Below are 16,611 nucleotides of genomic sequence, written 5' to 3'. Positions count from 1 at the left end.
CTTCCCTACAATCCGCCAGTTGCCTGAAAACTCACGCCAATCACCGTGAGCAACGACAGCGGCAACAACAGCGTATCAAGCAAAGCACTCGCCGGCAGATCTACCCCCGGATAACTCGGCGCTTCAGCCCCGAACCGATCCATCGCGCAGCACCCGCCATTCATTGCGTACAAATCCAGCCGCGTCCCGGAGTACACCACTGGTGCCCCCGGTTTGGCCGCATCCAGCGTGCGTGCCGTGGCGCACCCGCTCAGCAACAACGCCAGCCCGATCAACAGCAGCTTATTCATCACTGCTCAGATGATGCTCGCCCCAACGCGGCAGCATGTCCTGAGGAATACCGAGCAGATTGAGAATTCGCGCCACGACGAAATCGATCAGGTCGTCGATGGTCTGCGGCTGGTGATAGAACCCCGGCGAGGCCGGCAGAATCGTCACGCCCATGTTCGACAGCTTGAGCATGTGCTCCAGATGAATGCTCGAATACGGCGCCTCGCGCGGCACCAGAATCAACTGGCGACGCTCCTTCAAAGTGACATCGGCGGCGCGTTCGATCAGGTTGTTGCAGGCGCCCGTGGCAATCGCCGATAGCGTGCCCGTGGAGCACGGCACCACGACCATCGCCGCCGGAGCGCCCGACCCCGAGGCGACCGGCGACATCCAGTCTTCCTTGCCGTACACGCGGATCTGCCCGGCGGCGGCCCCGGTGTATTCGGTCAGGAATGCCTGCATCATCTGCGGCTTGGCCGGCAGCGTGACATCGGTCTCCGTAGCCATGACCAGTTGTGCAGCTTTCGAAATCAGGAAATGCACTTCGCGGTCTTCCCGCACCAGACAATCGAGCAGGCGCAAACCGTACTGCGCACCGGACGCGCCGGTCATCGCCAGCGTGATGCGTTCGGGGCCATTGCTCTCAAAACGAGTGTTCATTGCAGCGCCTCGGCGAGTTTGCCGTGCAGGCCGCCGAAGCCGCCGTTGCTCATGATCACCACGTGCGTGCCTGGCTGCGCCTGGCTCTTCACGCGTTCGATGATGCCTTCCAGCGAGTCGCTGACAATCGACGGCACTTTGCACAGCGCGGCGGTGCCGGCGAGGTCCCAGCCGAGGTTGGCCGGGGCGTACCAGATTACCTGATCGGCATCGACCACACTGTCCGGCAAACCGTCACGGTGCGCGCCAAGCTTCATCGAGTTGGAGCGCGGTTCGATGATCGCGATCAGCGGTGCGTCGCCGATGCGTTTGCGCAGGCCGTCGAGGGTGGTGGCAATCGCAGTCGGGTGGTGGGCAAAGTCGTCGTAGATGGTGATGCCGCGGACTTCGGCGACTTTCTCCATGCGGCGTTTGACGTTCTTGAACGCACTCAACCCGGCGATGCCCATCGACGGCACCACACCAACATGACGCGCCGCCGCCAGAGCGGCCAATGCGTTGGCGACGTTGTGCTGACCGGTCAGCTCCCACTCGACGGTGCCTTGCGACACGCCTTCGAACATCACCTCAAACGCCGAACCGTCTTCGCTGAGCAGTTTGACTTGCCACTGACCGCCGGCACCGGTGGTTTGCACCGGGGTCCAGCAACCCATTTCGATCACACGTTGCAAGGCCGGCTCGGTAGTCGGGTGGATAACCAGGCCTTCACTCGGGATGGTGCGCACCAAGTGGTGGAATTGCCGCTCGATCGCCGGCAGATCCGGGAAGATGTCGGCATGATCGAACTCAAGGTTGTTGAGGATCGCGGTGCGCGGACGGTAGTGAACGAATTTCGAGCGCTTGTCGAAGAAGGCGCTGTCGTACTCGTCGGCCTCGATCACGAAGAACGGCGTGCCGCCCAGACGTGCCGATACCGAGAAATTCTGCGGCACGCCACCGATCAGGAAACCCGGGCTCATGCCAGCATGTTCCAGGACCCAGGCGAGCATGCTGCTGGTGGTGGTTTTGCCGTGCGTACCGGCAACCGCCAGCACCCAGCGACCTTGCAGCACGTGGTCAGCCAGCCACTGCGGGCCGGACACATACGGCAGGCCTTTGTTCAGCACATATTCCACCGCCGGATTGCCGCGCGACATGGCGTTGCCGATCACCACCAGATCCGGCGCCGGATCGAGCTGCGCCGGGTCATAACCCTGCGTCAGCTGAATGCCCTGGGCTTCAAGCTGTGTGCTCATCGGTGGATAGACGTTGGCGTCGGAGCCGGTCACGTGATGGCCCAGCTCTTTGGCCAACACCGCCATGGAGCCCATGAAAGTCCCGCAGATACCCAGAATATGAATGTGCATAGTCGACCTCGTAAAACATGGCCGCAGGTTAGCGTAGGGAGGGGGAAATCGCACTCTTTAGCTGAGGGGCGGGGCTGGTTTGGCCTGGCATTTGGGTTCGCCTGTAGATTGCGGCCCCTCACCCCAGCCCTCTCCCGAGGGAGAGGGAGCCGATCTGCGTCGTTTTCAAATCCTGAGTTCGGCTCGATATTTCAGGTCGGCGTAGATCAGTAGATCTGACTCGGCCAGTCCACTTTTCGGCGGGAGAGGGAGCCGATCTCGGTCGCGTTCAAATCCTTGAGTTCGGCTCTGTAACTCAGGTCGGCGTAGATCAGTAGAGCGACTCGGTCAGTCCCCTCTCCCTCTGGGAGAGGGCTAGGGTGAGGGCCTTCTAACTGACTCGCCGCTCAATCCCATGCTTACGCAGCTTTCTATAAAGGGTATTGCGGCTGACCCCAAGCTGCTCAGCCGTTTGCGTCATATGCCACCGCGTCTGCTCCAAAGTTTTAAGCAGGGCAATCCGCTCGGCGTCAGCCAGTGGGTGTTCGCCAGACTCGGTTGGCGGAAGGACTGGACGCCCCTGCCGAATCATCACCGGCAAATCCTCAATCCCGACCCGCCCTTCATCACACAACGCCGCCAACGTGCGCAGCACATTGCGCAACTGCCGCACATTGCCCGGCCAATTAAAGGCAAGCAAAGCCTGACGCGCCGGTTCCTCGATGACTATCGTTTCACCGCCCGCCTCCTCGGCCAGCAGAAAATCCAGCAACTGCGATTTATCACTACGCTCGCGTAATGCCGGCAACGCCACTTCCAGGCCGTTGAGCCGGTAATACAAATCCTCGCGGAAGCTGCCATCCGCGACCCGCTCCAGCAGATTGCGGTGGGTGGCACTGATGATCCGCACGTTGACCGACTCCGGCTCGCCGCCGATCGGCACCACCTGACGATCCTCCAGCACCCGCAACAGCCGAGTCTGCAAGGCCAGCGGCATGTCGCCGATTTCATCGAGGAACAACGTCCCGCCATCGGCCTGCTGCAGCTTGCCGCGCATGCCGTCCTTGCGCGCGCCGGTGAAGCTGCCGCCGCGATAGCCGAACAGTTCGCTCTCGATCAGGCTTTCAGGAATGGCCGCGCAGTTGAGCGCAACGAAGGCTTTGGCGGAGCGTTGGCTGGCCTGATGCACAGCCTTGGCGAAAGCTTCCTTGCCGGAGCCGGTTTCGCCGTTGATCAGCAGCGGTACATCACGTTCGAAGACGCGCAGGGCTTTGCAGAAGTCTGCCTGCAACGCCTCATCACCGAGACAGATACCCGACAGGCGCGGCGCCTGCGCCACAACCGGCCTCGCGGCCATCGGTACAGCTTTGCGCGACTCACCGCGCAGCACGGCAAACAAATGCCTCCCGTCACGAGTGCGCAGCGGCCAACTGGCACTGGCATGGGCACTGGCGCGGCCAAGCAACTCATCCAGCGAACAATCGAAGAACGCCTCGACCGGTTTACCGAGCAAGCCGCCACGAATATGCCCGAGCAGGTTTAGCGCACTCTGGTTGACCGCGCTGATCCGCCCTTCCCCGTCAAACGCCAGCAAGCCCTCGCTGAACAACCCGACCGATTCGGCTTGCAGATGAAAGCGCAGCAACCATTGGTTATCGAAACAGCGCAGGAAGTAGCAGCTCTCGATCATCTTCGCCGACAGATTGACCAGCGCCATAGTGTGGAACTGGCTCTGCCGCGAAACGTCGTGGCGCGCCGACGACACGTCGAGCACCGCCAGCAGTTCGCCATGCGGGTCGAACACCGGGCTCGCCGAGCAGGTCAGGCCGGTGTGGCGACCGCGAAAGTGTTCATCCTGATGAATGGTCAGGGCCTGACGTTCAACCAGGCAGGTGCCGATGCCGTTGGTGCCTTCGCAGGCTTCGCTCCAGTCGGCACCCAGCCAGAGACCGGCGCGTTCGAAGATCTTGCGTTCGGCCGGCGCGGTGACGCAGTTGAGGATCACCCCGCGCGCGTCGGTCAGCAATACCGCGTGGCCGGCGCCGGAGAGTTGTTGATGCAGGCTGCTCATTTCATTGCCGGCGATCTGTAGAACCTGCTGCAGACGTTCGCGGCTTTCCAGTACCCGGCCGTGTTCGAGCACGGTTGGCGCCATGCTCAGCGCCGGGTCGAGGTGGTAGTCCTCCAGACAGCGCAGCCACGAACGGGCAATCGACGGATCGGCACCGGGTCCGTACAGGTGCGGTTTGCCCTGGGTTGCGGTGAGAACCTGTCGGGCATGGCGACTCAAATGGTTGTCGTGCATTTCTTATTGTTCTCCCCGAGGCTCGACGGCCCAATGCTGAGGTGACGCCCAGCATCCTCCAGCCACCGACGCATTGCAATGCTGGCAAGACTGCCCGGTCATCAGCTGTACCGAAAGCGGTACAAACCGTCACCCCAACTGTACCGAAACCGTCACAGGCAAAATCCACTCGTCCGAGGAAAACCTGCCAAGCCCTTGATTTACCTGCGCTGCACGGCAGTGGCCCGACCTTTGCTCTACGCTTATAGCAAGCGCACTTGCGCGTTTCTCTAATAAGTACAAAGCCAAGGAGAACATCATCATGCGTTACGCTCACCCCGGTACTGAAGGCGCCAAAGTCTCGTTCAAAGCCAAGTACGGTAACTACATCGGCGGCGAGTTCGTCGCGCCTGTCAAAGGTCAGTACTTCACCAATACCTCGCCAGTGAATGGCCAGCCGATTGCCGAATTCCCCCGCTCCACTGCCGAAGACATCAACAAGGCACTGGACGCCGCCCACGCCGCTGCCGACGCGTGGGGCGCGACCTCCGTGCAGGCGCGCTCGCTGATCCTGCTGAAAATCGCCGATCGCATCGAACAGAACCTCGAACTGCTGGCGATCACCGAAACCTGGGACAACGGCAAAGCCATCCGCGAAACCCTTAACGCCGACATCCCCCTGGCCGCTGACCATTTCCGCTACTTCGCTGGCTGCCTGCGCGCCCAGGAAGGCAGCGCCGCCGAAATCGATGGCAACACCGTGGCGTATCACATTCATGAACCGCTGGGCGTGGTCGGTCAGATCATCCCGTGGAACTTCCCGATCCTGATGGCCGCGTGGAAACTCGCGCCAGCGCTGGCAGCGGGCAACTGCGTGGTGCTCAAGCCTGCCGAGCAAACCCCGCTGGGCATTACCGTGTTGCTGGAACTGATCGGTGATTTGCTGCCGCCAGGCGTGCTGAACATTGTTCAGGGCTATGGCAAAGAAGCCGGCGAAGCGCTCGCGACCAGCAAACGCATCGCCAAGATCGCCTTCACGGGCTCGACCCCGGTCGGCTCGCACATCATGAAATGCGCCGCCGAAAACATCATTCCGTCGACCGTGGAACTGGGCGGCAAATCGCCGAACATCTTTTTCGAAGACATCATGCAGGCTGAGCCGACCTTCATTGAGAAAGCCGCTGAAGGTCTGGTGCTGGCGTTCTTCAACCAGGGCGAAGTCTGCACCTGCCCCTCCCGCGCACTGGTACAGGAATCGATCTACGACGAGTTCATGGCCGTCGTGATGAAGAAAGTCCTGCAAATCAAACGTGGCGATCCGCTGGACACCGACACCATGGTCGGTGCGCAGGCGTCCGAGCAGCAATTCGACAAAATTCTTTCGTACCTGGAAATTGCCAAGGGTGAAGGCGCTGAGTTGCTGACCGGTGGCAAGGTAGAAAAACTCGAGGGCAATCTGTCGACCGGTTATTACATCCAGCCGACCCTGCTCAAGGGCACCAACAAGATGCGCGTGTTCCAGGAAGAAATCTTTGGCCCGGTGGTGAGCATCACCACGTTCAAGGACGAAGCCGAAGCGCTGGCGATCGCCAACGACACCGAGTTCGGCCTCGGCGCCGGTCTGTGGACCCGCGACATCAACCGCGCCTACCGCATGGGTCGCGCGATCAAGGCTGGCCGCGTGTGGACCAACTGCTACCACCTGTATCCGGCGCATGCCGCGTTTGGCGGATACAAAAAGTCTGGTGTTGGGCGTGAGACGCACAAGATGATGCTCGATCACTATCAGCAGACGAAAAACCTGCTGGTGAGCTACGACATCAATCCGTTGGGCTTCTTCTAAGCGGATCGGGGGCGAGGCAGTCGTTTCTGCATCGCCCCTCAGATAGCTTTCGCGAGCAGGCTCGCTCCCAAAGGGAACTGCGTGCACCTGCAATGTTCGACTCGACACAACGCCAATGTGGGAGCGAGCCTGCTCGCGAAAGCGGTGTGCCTTTCAACCCCATGATTCCTGACGGAATGATCGGGCCAATAAAACAATAAGAACGGTGAAACCTATGCCTAGCGAATCCCCGGCTGGCGCTCCGGCGACCGGCGCCTCCGTCGACTTTGAAAAAGTCGGATCGGATTACTTTCAACAACGCGAACTGAAAAAAGGTGCCGCCGGCTGGGTACTGCTAGTGGGCCTGGGCGTTGCCTACGTGATTTCCGGTGACTATGCCGGCTGGAACTTCGGCCTCGCACAGGGTGGCTGGGGCGGCATGTTCCTGGCGACGCTGCTGATGGCCACCATGTACCTGTGCATGTGCTTTTCTCTGGCCGAGTTGTCTTCGATGATCCCTACCGCTGGCGGTGGCTACGGTTTTGCCCGCAGTGCATTCGGGCCGTGGGGCGGGTTTCTCACCGGCACCGCGATTCTCATCGAATACGCCATTGCCCCTGCGGCTATCGCGGTGTTCATCGGTGCCTACTGCGAATCGCTGTTCGGCATCGGCGGCTGGATGATTTATCTGGCCTTCTACATCATTTTCATTGCCATCCACATTTTCGGGGTCGGCGAAGCGCTCAAGCTGATGTTTGTCATCACCGCCGTCGCCGCGCTGGCGCTGGGGGTGTTTCTGGTGGCGATGGTGCCGCATTTCGACGTCGCCAACCTGCTCGACATTCCGGTCACTGCCGCGGCGGGTGCCAGTCCGTTTCTGCCATTCGGTTATGTTGGCGTCTGGGCGGCGATTCCCTATGCGATCTGGTTCTTTCTTGCCGTTGAAGGCGTGCCGCTGGCCGCCGAAGAAACCAAAAACCCCAAACGTGACCTGCCGCGCGGCTTGATCGGCGCCATGTTGGTGCTTCTGATGTTTGCCCTGCTGATTCTGATCGTCGGTCCCGGCGGTGCGGGTGCCAATTCGTTGCTGACCTCCGGCAACCCGTTGGTCGAGGCGTTGAGCAGAGCCTATGGCGGCTCGACCTGGATGGGCAGTTTCGTCAACCTCGTGGGGCTGGCCGGACTGATCGCGAGTTTCTTCTCGATCATCTACGCGTACTCGCGGCAGATTTTCGCGCTGTCCCGGGCCGGCTACCTGCCACGCAAACTGTCCGAAACCAATAAAAGCAAGGCACCGGTCCTGGCGCTGGTGATTCCCGGCATCATCGGTTTCGGCCTGTCGCTGACCGGCCAGGGCGATCTGCTGATTCTGGTAGCGGTATTCGGCGCAACCATTTCCTACGTGCTGATGATGGCCGCGCACATCACCTTGCGGATTCGCCGCCCCAAAATGGACCGGCCGTACCGCACACCGGGCGGCATCTTCACCTCCGGCGTGGCCTTGGTGCTGGCGTGCATCGCCGTGGTCGCGGGCTTCCTGGTCGACCCACGGGTGGTAATCGGTGCCGCCGTCATCTATGGAGTGTTAATTGCTTACTTTGCGTTCTACAGTCGACATCACTTGGTAGCAGGCACGCCGGAGGAAGAGTTCGCGGCGATCCAGAAGGCTGAGCAAGCCTTGCACTGAGTGCCGACAATCCCGGCGCAGGCTCGGTCTGCGCCGTCACGGAGAATTGTGTATGGCCAGTTTCGCTCACACGGTCGGCGCCCAGACCTATCGCTTCGACAGCCTCAAGGACGTCATGGCCAAAGCCAGCCCGGCGCGTTCCGGGGACTTTCTCGCAGGCGTCGCCGCCCTAAACGACGGCGAACGCGTGGCCGCGCAAATGGCGCTGGCCGACATTCCGCTCACGCATTTCCTGCAAGAAGCGCTGATTCCCTATGAGACCGATGAAGTCACTCGGCTAATCATCGACACCCACGACAAACAAGCCTTTGCCGTGGTCAGCCACCTCACCGTGGGCGGCTTTCGTGACTGGCTGCTCAGCGACGCCGCCGACGAAACCAGCCTGCGCAACCTCGCCCCCGGCCTGACCCCGGAAATGGTCGCGGCGGTGTCGAAGATCATGCGCGTGCAGGATCTGGTGCTGGTGGCGCAAAAGATTCGCGTGGTGACAAAGTTTCGCGGCACCCTCGGTTTGCGCGGACGCCTATCGACCCGCCTGCAGCCGAATCACCCGACCGACGAACCGTCCGGCATCGCCGCGAGCATTCTCGACGGCCTGCTCTACGGCAACGGCGATGCGATGATCGGCATCAACCCGGCCACCGACAGCATCGCCTCAATCTGCGCAATGTTGGAAATGCTCGACGCGATCATCCAGCGCTACGACATCCCGACCCAGGCCTGCGTGCTGACCCACGTCACCACCTCCATCGAGGCGATCAACCGTGGCGTGCCGCTGGACCTGGTGTTCCAGTCGATTGCCGGTACCGAAGCGGCCAACGCCAGTTTCGGCATCAACCTGAATGTCTTGCAGGAAGGCTATGACGCCGGCCTGAGCCTGAATCGCGGCACTCTCGGGCAGAACCTGATGTATTTCGAGACGGGTCAGGGCAGCGCGCTGTCGGCCAACGCCCACCACGGCGTCGACCAACAGACCTGCGAGACCCGAGCCTACGCGGTGGCGCGACATTTCAAGCCGTTCCTGGTGAACACGGTCGTAGGATTTATCGGCCCGGAGTACTTGTACAACGGCAAACAGATCATCCGCGCCGGCCTCGAAGATCACTTCTGCGGCAAGCTGCTCGGCGTGCCGATGGGTTGCGATATCTGCTACACCAACCACGCTGAAGCCGATCAGGACGACATGGACACCTTGCTAACCCTCTTGGGTGTGGCCGGGATCAACTTCATCATGGGCATCCCCGGCTCCGACGACATCATGCTCAATTACCAGACCACTTCGTTCCACGACGCGCTCTACGCTCGGCAGACCCTGGGCCTGAAACCGGCGCCGGAGTTCGAACAATGGCTGGCCAACATGGGCATCTTCACGCAAGCGGACGGCAAGGTTCGCTTTGGCAACAACTTGCCGCCGGCCTTCCGCCAGGCGCTGGCGCAACTGGGATGAGTCACATGGAAAAACCGCCCGTGGACCCGCAAAACCCTTGGCTGGAACTGCGCCGCCTGACGCCTGCGCGGATCGCCCTCGGCCGCACCGGCACCAGCCTGCCGACCACTGCGCAACTGGATTTCCAGTTTGCCCATGCTCAGGCGCGGGATGCCGTGCATCTGCCGTTCGACCATGCCGGGCTCAGCGCGCAGCTGAGCGAGCGCGAGCGCGACTCCTTGTTGCTGCACAGCGCGGCAGTAGACCGCAACAGCTACCTGCAACGCCCGGATCTGGGGCGCAAACTGAGCGATGACTCGGCCCGGCAATTGCGCGATTACGCGGCCGCGCATCCGGGCGGCGTCGATCTGGCGATCGTCGTGGCTGACGGCTTGTCGGCGCTGGCGGTGCATCGGCATACATTGCCGTTTCTGACCCGACTGGAAGAGCAAATGAGCGCTGACGGCTGGTCGATGGCGCCCGTTATCCTGGTGGAACAGGGTCGCGTTGCCGTCGGTGATGAAATCGGCCAATTGCTCGGCGCAAAAATGCTGGTGATGCTGATCGGCGAACGCCCGGGACTCAGCTCGCCAGACAGCCTGGGTTTATATTTCACCTACAATCCAAAGATCGGCCTGACCGACGCCTACCGCAACTGCATTTCCAATGTGCGGCTCGAAGGCTTGAGCTACGGCATGGCGGCGCACCGCTTGCTGTACTTGATGCGGGAAGCGTGTCGCAGACAGCTGTCGGGCGTGAATCTGAAGGACGAAGCACAGGTTCAGACGCTGGAGTCGGACGCCGGTGCGGACATGAAAGGAAATTTCCTACTCAGCCCGCCCCCTACCTGAACCGTTTCCGCATTGCGTTTCTGCGCCGGTTTCAGGCAGGATCGATGCACGGCCGCACGGGTTTCCCATCGCCGTCAGAGCAGTTGAAGACAGCCACTTGAAGACGAGACCTATCATGCGGATTATTCAAGCGACCCTCGAACATCTGGATTTACTGACTCCGTTGTTCGTCAAATATCGCGAGTTCTACGGTTCCCTGCCTTACCCGGATTCCTCCCGCGCCTTTCTTGAAAAGCGTCTGCGTCGCAAGGAATCGGTGATCTATCTGGCCTTGGCCGATGATGACGACAAGAAACTCATGGGCTTCTGTCAGCTCTATCCAAGCTTCTCCTCGTTGTCACTCAAACGCGTGTGGATCCTAAATGACATCTATGTCGCCGAAGATGCACGCCGCCAACTGGTCGCCGACAACCTGATCCGCACTGCGAAGAAAATGGCCAAGGAAACCCAGGCCGTGCGCATGCGTGTTTCCACCAGCAGCAACAACGAAGTGGCGCAGAAAACCTATGAATCCATCGGATTCAAGGAAGACACCGAGTTCAAGAACTACGTGCTGCCGATCAGCGAAGAACTCTGACTGCAAGTGCAACGTGTGATGAGGGAGCCCGCTCCCTCAGGCACCCCGAATGCTTCCTGACAATTGTTCACACCTCGACATCCCTCGCTACAAAACCGACGCGCTTTTCATCCTTCAGACCGTATAATCCCGATCTTTCCGGCTTGTAAGAAAAACTACACCCCGCTGTAGGCTTACACGAAGTCATCCGCACATGCCTGCCGAGTCGGGCCGTCAAACAGGTGCCCCCATGGATTTCAACCCGCTCGACCTTATCCTGCATCTCGATGTATACCTCGATTTGCTGGTGAACAACTATGGGCCATGGATCTACGCCATCCTGTTTCTGGTGATCTTCTGTGAAACCGGACTGGTAGTGATGCCGTTCCTGCCGGGTGATTCGCTGCTGTTCATCGCCGGTGCCGTTGCGGCGGGCGGCGGTATGGATCCGGTGCTGCTGGGCGGACTGTTGATGCTCGCGGCCATACTGGGCGACAGCACCAACTACGTGATCGGACGAACGGCTGGCGAGAAACTGTTCAGCAACCCGAACTCGAAAATCTTCCGTCGCGATTACCTGCAAAAAACCCACGATTTCTATGACAAGCATGGCGGCAAGACCGTGACGCTGGCGCGCTTCCTGCCGATCATCCGTACCTTCGCGCCGTTCGTCGCCGGCGTAGCGAAGATGCCATACCCGCGTTTCTTCGGTTTCAGCGTGTTGGGCACCATCCTATGGGTCGGCGGTCTGGTGACGCTGGGTTACTTCTTCGGCAACGTGCCGTTCATCAAGAAAAACCTGTCGTTGCTGGTGGTGGCGATCATTCTGCTGTCGCTGGTGCCGATGATCCTTGGCGTGGTTCGCAGCCGTTTCGGCGGCACCAAAGCGCAATCGCACTAGGCCGATGTGGTCGCTGAGCGCCTGGCGTCGCCGGCGCATTCTGGCGAAGCACCCGATTGCCGACAACATGTGGCAACGGGTGCGGCATCACCTGAGCTTCCTTGATGGCATCAGCGCTGCCGAAGATCAGTGGCTGCGCGAAGCCTGCGTACTGTTCCTCGAAGACAAACACCTGAGCGCTCTGCCCGGCGTCGAACTGCATCAGGAACAACGCCTGCTGCTCGCCGCCCAGGCACAATTACCACTGCTCAATCTGGGCGATCTGAACTGGTATCAGGGTTTCCACGAGATCGTGCTCTACCCCGACGACTTTCTCAGCCCGCAACGTCATCGCGACGCCAGCGGTGTCGAGCACGAATGGGACGGCGAACACAGCGGCGAGGCTTGGCAGCAGGGGCCGATCATCCTCGCCTGGCCGGGCGTGATGGCCAGTGGTGGCTGGGAAGGCTATAACCTGGTCATCCACGAACTGGCGCACAAACTCGACATGCTTAACGGCGACGCCAACGGCCTGCCGCCACTGCACGCCGACATGCGTGTCAGCGACTGGGCAGACGTCATGCAAAAGGCTTACGACGATCTCAACCGTCAGCTCGACCATGACCCTGACGCCGAAACCGCCATTGATCCCTACGCCGCCGAGAACCCGGCCGAGTTCTTCGCCGTCACCAGCGAGTACTTTTTCAGCGCCCCGGATCTGTTGCACGAGGCTTATCCACAGGTGTATGCGCAGCTGCAGCTTTTCTACCGTCAGGACCCGTTGAGCCGGTTGCGGCAACTTCAGGCCACAGACCCGGTCTATCAGGCTCACGACTAAGGTCTGCACGACTTTCGGTACATGGCATCGACGGCAGAATATGCCTATAATCGCCGCCACTTTTTGGTCAATCCGGCCAAGTGTTTTTGGTCAACTACGGGGGCAACGCCCAATGAGCTACAGCAAGATTCCGGCTGGCAAAGACCTGCCGAACGACATCTACGTCGCGATCGAGATTCCGGCCAACCACGCGCCGATCAAATACGAAATCGACAAAGACAGCGATTGCCTGTTCGTTGACCGTTTCATGGCCACCCCAATGTTCTACCCGGCCAACTACGGTTACATCCCGAACACCCTGGCTGACGACGGTGATCCCCTCGACGTGCTGGTTGTGACCCCTTACCCGGTTGCTCCAGGCTCGGTGATCCGCGCGCGTCCAGTCGGCATCCTGAACATGACCGACGACGGCGGCGGCGATGCCAAAGTCATCGCAGTCCCACACGACAAGCTGTCCCAGCTGTACGTCGATGTGAAGGAATACACCGACCTGCCGCCACTGCTGATCCAGCAGATCGAGCACTTCTTCGCGAACTACAAAGATCTCGAAAAAGGCAAATGGGTCAAGATCGAAGGTTGGGCCGGTGCAGACGCCGCCCGCGAAGCGATCACCAAGTCGGTTGCCGCCTACAAAGGCTAAGCACCTGCGCCACGCGTGAGGCTTGAAGAAAACCCCGGTTGATCCGGGGTTTTTTGTGCTCGGGAAAAGTTGTCTTAAACAGAGTGTTTATGACGGACTACAGAAAAGTTTTAGCCTGTGTAATTTCCCACAAGATCGCCTTACATCCCGTCGCAAAATTCAGCCCGTTTTTGAACGTCCGGTTTATTCAAACCGCTCTGGCACGGCCGTAGACTCCGTGTTTATGAGAAAGAACACTAGCGGTCCAAGATTCAAGGCACTCCTGGAAGCTGCGAACATCTCGACGACGGGTTTCGCAAAGTTCTGGGGCACGGAAGCCCAAAATGTCCACAACTGGTACACCCGGGGCGTCCCGGCGTATCGCATGGAAGAAGTCTCACGCCTGCTGTCCGTCAACAGCGAATGGCTGAAAACCGGCCAAGGCACAAAAGAGCTGCCAAGCCTGACTCCGCCTGCCAGCAACGGCGACAGCTTTGACGCCCATGATCCACAGGGCGCGTATAGATTCATCCATCCCAACGACATCGAACTGGCCTTCTTCAAAGAAACGCCACTGACCAACGGTTCCGACAAAACCCACGTCATTCAGGACCCGGACCTGTCCATCCGCCTGCTGCGTGCACAGGTTGATCAACTGGAGATCCGCCCCGCCGATGCCATCTGCGCGCACATGATCGGCAACAGCATGGCCGAACGTATCGAGGACGGCTCCGTCGTCGCGATCGACCGCGGCCTGACCCAAGTCGTCGATGGCGAGATCTACGCTATCGAACACGACGGCATGCTGCGCATCAAATACCTGCACCGCATGCCCGGCAACGGCCTGCGCCTGCGCAGCCACAACAGCGCGGAATACCCGGACGAAGTGTTCCGCCCGGCGCAGATCGAAGAGCAACGGATTCATATATTGGGCTGGGTGTTCTGGTGGTCGACCGTGAGCAAGCGGCGGCCGGTGGTGCCGTTTCTCTGACTTGATGCGGTTTGTCGACCCTGCACAGAACCCTGTGGGAGCGAGCCTGCTCGCGAAGAGGCCCGGACAATCGGTACAAATCCCGGATTTCTGGCGTAGAAGTCGCTCTAAACCGCACTTCAGACTGGGAATCCCAAGCAAAACTCAGTATCCTGCGCCCCACATTTGCGCATCGACCCGCCCCGCGGCTCAGAGAGCGCCCGACGCGGCAGACCAACGTCTGACCAAGTCCCACAGCCGGACGCAGATCCGGATGTACGTTTTGAAGGCTGGCAAGGCTTACCAAAAATAGGCCAAGCCAGTCCCCGAGAAGCCGGCCACAAGCCGGCTTTTTAATGCCTGCAAAAAAACACGTTTACCTTGGCGAGCTTGACTCAACACTTGCCAACCCTAACCCCCTCAGTGCTAAATCCTGCCCAACACCCACCCCCTCTTTTTTTACCCGCATCCCCGACCCCGGCCGGATTCCGGTATTGAGCCTCACGGGAATCCATGGAATGGCCCTGCATATCCCGACCCTGCTGGTCGTTTCGGTCTTCGTCTTCTTTTTGATGGGGCTTTTGACGCTGCACGCCTGGTATCGCGAAACCCGCGAGCCGCCACTGGCGTACCTCGGCAGCATGATGCTGCTGGGCGCCTTGGGCGTGGTATTGGTCAGTTGGCGTGATCGAGGGGTCGACTTCATTCCCATTGTGTTCGGCAATGTTGTTCTATTGCTCAGTGCAGCGCTGAACTGGACGGCCATGCGCACGCTGGTCGGGCGCAGACCGTCAGTGTCCGGCATTCTGGCGGGGGCGTTCGCCTGGCTGACCTTGTGTCTGATTCCCGCCTTCTACGAGTCGATGCCAAATCGGGTTCTGATCTACTCCTTGCTGGCATTCGGTTACGGCGTGCTGACAACGCTGGAGCTCTGGCGCAGCCGCCACACTCTGAACGTCGCGTTTATGCCGGCGCTGGTGCTGACCGTTCTGCACACTGTGTTCTACGCCGTTCGCAGTGCGACCGATGAAGGGCTGCCGGTGACAAAGGCGCTGCTGGGCACTGGCGAGGGTGTGCCGTTTTTCTCGTTCATGCTGTTCGAGTCGATGCTGTATGTCATCGGCATTGCCTACATCACCCTGGCGATGGTCAAGGAACGTGCAGAGCTCAAGCTCAAAGCGGCGGCGTTCAGCGATCCGCTGACGGGCATTGGCAATCGTCGCGCGTTCATGATGAACGCCGGGCAGTTGCTTACTGAAAGCCAGCAACACGCAGAACCGGCGGCGTTGCTGCTTTGTGATCTGGATAACTTCAAGCGTCTGAATGACACCTATGGCCATCCCGTTGGGGATCAGGCGTTGATCGCGTTCGGCCGGATCGTGGCCGAGAGCCTGCGTAAGGAAGATGTTTGCGGGCGGATTGGCGGTGAGGAGTTTGCCTGCCTGCTCAACAATTGCGATGAGCAGACTGCACTGGAAATTGCCGAACGGATCCGCCGTTCGTTCTCGCAATTGTCGATTCTTGAGCCGGGGCTGCTCAGCGTCAGCATCGGAGTCGTGACTACCCGTGAATCCGGATACGACTTGTCACGCCTGCTATCGGAAGCGGATCAGGCGCTGTACGGCGCCAAGGATCAGGGGCGTAATCGTGTACAGACTTTGCGTTCGCTGTACTTGAGCCTTACCGATAATTAGTGCCCAACCACCGACCATTTCAATAAGCCATTAGCACATCCGCCCTAATTGCCCCTGCCGGCACCCGCCACTAAATTTCCATTCTGTTTTTGTGCACTACAAAAGCGCCAAGGAATGGAGCAGCACCATGTCATCGTTTTTCAAACCGAGTAAATCCCTCGCTCTACTGACTGCACTCTTGATGGCCACTTCAGCCTCAGCAGAAGAGCCTAACCCCGTCGGCGACTGGTGGATCATTTACGGCAACGGTGTCCCGCACAAAAACATCATGTATGTCGCCGACAAAACTTCTGTGGTGCCTTCGACACGCACCCAGGGCGCGCAGATGTTGGCAGTGACGCTGGTATATGAAGAGCCTGGCAAGCCAATGATCGATGCCTACAACCTGGAAGTGCAGTGCAAGACCAACAAGCTGCGGTTTGTGAATGGCCAGTCGGTGGATCGAATTGCCTACATGCTGCGGCACCTGAAAGTGAACGAGCAATGGCAGCAGCCGAAGGAGTTCTGGGTGCAGCGCGCTTTGGCTTTCGTTTGCACTCCGGAGAAAAAAGACATGATTGCCGTGGGCAAGATGGAGCATTTGCAGATGATCCAGGGCATGCAGCAAATGTTCTTCAAACTGGCACCGATTCAAGAGAAAGGTCAAATGATGGACAACCTTGACTCGATACTGGGCAACAAGTAACAGCCTGATTTCTGGGCGCTGCAGCGCGCTATTTCGTCTCGCAC

Annotated in this window: 15 protein-coding genes; 11 read left to right on the top strand and 4 right to left on the bottom strand. The window is 59.8% G+C overall.

What is annotated here, in order from left to right; genetic code table 11:
* Nucleotides 1-5: 5 nt before the first annotated feature.
* The 4 genes from ACOYXE_RS26230 to ACOYXE_RS26215 all read right to left on the bottom strand — a co-directional run bounded on the left by ACOYXE_RS26230 (nucleotide 6) and on the right by ACOYXE_RS26215 (nucleotide 4,560).
* Nucleotides 6-290 carry a YceK/YidQ family lipoprotein gene (locus ACOYXE_RS26230; protein WP_160059560.1) on the bottom strand — a complete coding sequence of 95 codons (285 nt, stop codon included), beginning with the start codon at nucleotides 288-290 and terminating at the stop codon, nucleotides 6-8.
* A complete protein-coding gene (gene ubiX / locus ACOYXE_RS26225; protein WP_034153751.1) occupies nucleotides 283-930 on the bottom strand; it encodes a flavin prenyltransferase UbiX in 648 nt (215 codons plus the stop codon). Before ubiX ends, ACOYXE_RS26230 begins: the two co-directional genes overlap by 8 nt.
* Nucleotides 927-2,276: a UDP-N-acetylmuramate:L-alanyl-gamma-D-glutamyl-meso-diaminopimelate ligase gene (gene mpl, locus ACOYXE_RS26220; protein WP_077574683.1), complete on the bottom strand. Its 1,350-nt coding sequence runs from the start codon at nucleotides 2,274-2,276 to the stop codon at nucleotides 927-929. The genes ubiX and mpl overlap by 4 nt, the downstream gene beginning before the upstream one ends.
* Before the next feature lie 370 nt (nucleotides 2,277-2,646).
* On the bottom strand, nucleotides 2,647-4,560 hold the full coding sequence (locus tag ACOYXE_RS26215) for a sigma-54-dependent Fis family transcriptional regulator (RefSeq protein WP_460926847.1): 1,914 nt from the start codon (nucleotides 4,558-4,560) through the stop codon (nucleotides 2,647-2,649).
* Nucleotides 4,561-4,861: 301 nt separating this feature from the next.
* Here ACOYXE_RS26215 and exaC point away from each other — a divergent pair, with 301 nt between their 5' ends.
* The 11 genes from exaC (at nucleotide 4,862) to ACOYXE_RS26160 (ending at nucleotide 16,567) form a co-directional block, all read left to right on the top strand.
* Nucleotides 4,862-6,382, top strand: a complete 1,521-nt coding sequence (exaC, locus tag ACOYXE_RS26210) for an acetaldehyde dehydrogenase ExaC (protein WP_405122803.1) — start codon at nucleotides 4,862-4,864, stop codon at nucleotides 6,380-6,382.
* Between the two features lie 214 nt (nucleotides 6,383-6,596).
* A complete protein-coding gene (gene eat, locus ACOYXE_RS26205) occupies nucleotides 6,597-8,048 on the top strand; it encodes an ethanolamine permease (RefSeq protein WP_160059562.1) in 1,452 nt (483 codons plus the stop codon).
* A 52-nt stretch (nucleotides 8,049-8,100) separates the two neighbouring features.
* On the top strand, nucleotides 8,101-9,495 hold the full coding sequence (locus tag ACOYXE_RS26200; protein ID WP_160059563.1) for an ethanolamine ammonia-lyase subunit EutB: 1,395 nt from the start codon (nucleotides 8,101-8,103) through the stop codon (nucleotides 9,493-9,495).
* Nucleotides 9,492-10,325, top strand: a complete 834-nt coding sequence (gene eutC / locus ACOYXE_RS26195; RefSeq protein WP_460926846.1) for an ethanolamine ammonia-lyase subunit EutC — start codon at nucleotides 9,492-9,494, stop codon at nucleotides 10,323-10,325. The genes ACOYXE_RS26200 and eutC overlap by 4 nt, the downstream gene beginning before the upstream one ends.
* Before the next feature lie 115 nt (nucleotides 10,326-10,440).
* Nucleotides 10,441-10,902, top strand: a complete 462-nt coding sequence (locus tag ACOYXE_RS26190) for a GNAT family N-acetyltransferase (protein WP_007910890.1) — start codon at nucleotides 10,441-10,443, stop codon at nucleotides 10,900-10,902.
* 229 nt (nucleotides 10,903-11,131) lie between these two features.
* Entirely contained in the window at nucleotides 11,132-11,782 is a 651-nt protein-coding gene (locus tag ACOYXE_RS26185) for a DedA family protein (RefSeq protein ID WP_007910892.1), read from the top strand.
* 4 nt (nucleotides 11,783-11,786) lie between these two features.
* Nucleotides 11,787-12,599, top strand: a complete 813-nt coding sequence (locus ACOYXE_RS26180) for a M90 family metallopeptidase (protein WP_405122801.1) — start codon at nucleotides 11,787-11,789, stop codon at nucleotides 12,597-12,599.
* A gap of 112 nt (nucleotides 12,600-12,711) precedes the next feature.
* Complete coding sequence (gene ppa, locus ACOYXE_RS26175) at nucleotides 12,712-13,239, top strand: inorganic diphosphatase (protein ID WP_003205933.1); 528 nt, start codon at nucleotides 12,712-12,714, stop codon at nucleotides 13,237-13,239.
* Between the two features lie 223 nt (nucleotides 13,240-13,462).
* The gene (locus ACOYXE_RS26170) at nucleotides 13,463-14,209 is read left to right on the top strand and encodes a S24 family peptidase (RefSeq protein ID WP_405122800.1); all 747 of its coding nucleotides are present in this window, start codon (nucleotides 13,463-13,465) and stop codon (nucleotides 14,207-14,209) included.
* Between the two features lie 497 nt (nucleotides 14,210-14,706).
* Nucleotides 14,707-15,882 (top strand): GGDEF domain-containing protein, encoded by a 1,176-nt coding sequence (locus tag ACOYXE_RS26165; protein ID WP_460926845.1) that lies wholly within the window; start codon nucleotides 14,707-14,709, stop codon nucleotides 15,880-15,882.
* Nucleotides 15,883-16,009: 127 nt separating this feature from the next.
* The gene (locus ACOYXE_RS26160) at nucleotides 16,010-16,567 is read left to right on the top strand and encodes a hypothetical protein (RefSeq protein ID WP_460926844.1); all 558 of its coding nucleotides are present in this window, start codon (nucleotides 16,010-16,012) and stop codon (nucleotides 16,565-16,567) included.
* The last annotated feature ends 44 nt before the right edge of the window (nucleotides 16,568-16,611 follow it).

The sequence above is a fragment of the Pseudomonas sp. MC6 genome (assembly GCF_054790575.1).
The sequence above is the reverse complement of the archived record's forward strand: the minus strand, read 5'-3'. Positions and strand labels throughout refer to the sequence as shown.

Coding starts and splice junctions, on each gene's coding strand:
- ACOYXE_RS26230 (WP_160059560.1), bottom strand. CDS start 290: ATGAATAAGCTGCTGTTGATCGGGCTGGCGTTGTTGCTGAGCGGGTGC.
- ubiX (WP_034153751.1), bottom strand. CDS start 930: ATGAACACTCGTTTTGAGAGCAATGGCCCCGAACGCATCACGCTGGCG.
- mpl (WP_077574683.1), bottom strand. CDS start 2,276: ATGCACATTCATATTCTGGGTATCTGCGGGACTTTCATGGGCTCCATG.
- ACOYXE_RS26215 (WP_460926847.1), bottom strand. CDS start 4,560: ATGCACGACAACCATTTGAGTCGCCATGCCCGACAGGTTCTCACCGCA.
- exaC (WP_405122803.1), top strand. CDS start 4,862: ATGCGTTACGCTCACCCCGGTACTGAAGGCGCCAAAGTCTCGTTCAAA.
- eat (WP_160059562.1), top strand. CDS start 6,597: ATGCCTAGCGAATCCCCGGCTGGCGCTCCGGCGACCGGCGCCTCCGTC.
- ACOYXE_RS26200 (WP_160059563.1), top strand. CDS start 8,101: ATGGCCAGTTTCGCTCACACGGTCGGCGCCCAGACCTATCGCTTCGAC.
- eutC (WP_460926846.1), top strand. CDS start 9,492: ATGAGTCACATGGAAAAACCGCCCGTGGACCCGCAAAACCCTTGGCTG.
- ACOYXE_RS26190 (WP_007910890.1), top strand. CDS start 10,441: ATGCGGATTATTCAAGCGACCCTCGAACATCTGGATTTACTGACTCCG.
- ACOYXE_RS26185 (WP_007910892.1), top strand. CDS start 11,132: ATGGATTTCAACCCGCTCGACCTTATCCTGCATCTCGATGTATACCTC.
- ACOYXE_RS26180 (WP_405122801.1), top strand. CDS start 11,787: ATGTGGTCGCTGAGCGCCTGGCGTCGCCGGCGCATTCTGGCGAAGCAC.
- ppa (WP_003205933.1), top strand. CDS start 12,712: ATGAGCTACAGCAAGATTCCGGCTGGCAAAGACCTGCCGAACGACATC.
- ACOYXE_RS26170 (WP_405122800.1), top strand. CDS start 13,463: ATGAGAAAGAACACTAGCGGTCCAAGATTCAAGGCACTCCTGGAAGCT.
- ACOYXE_RS26165 (WP_460926845.1), top strand. CDS start 14,707: ATGGCCCTGCATATCCCGACCCTGCTGGTCGTTTCGGTCTTCGTCTTC.
- ACOYXE_RS26160 (WP_460926844.1), top strand. CDS start 16,010: ATGTCATCGTTTTTCAAACCGAGTAAATCCCTCGCTCTACTGACTGCA.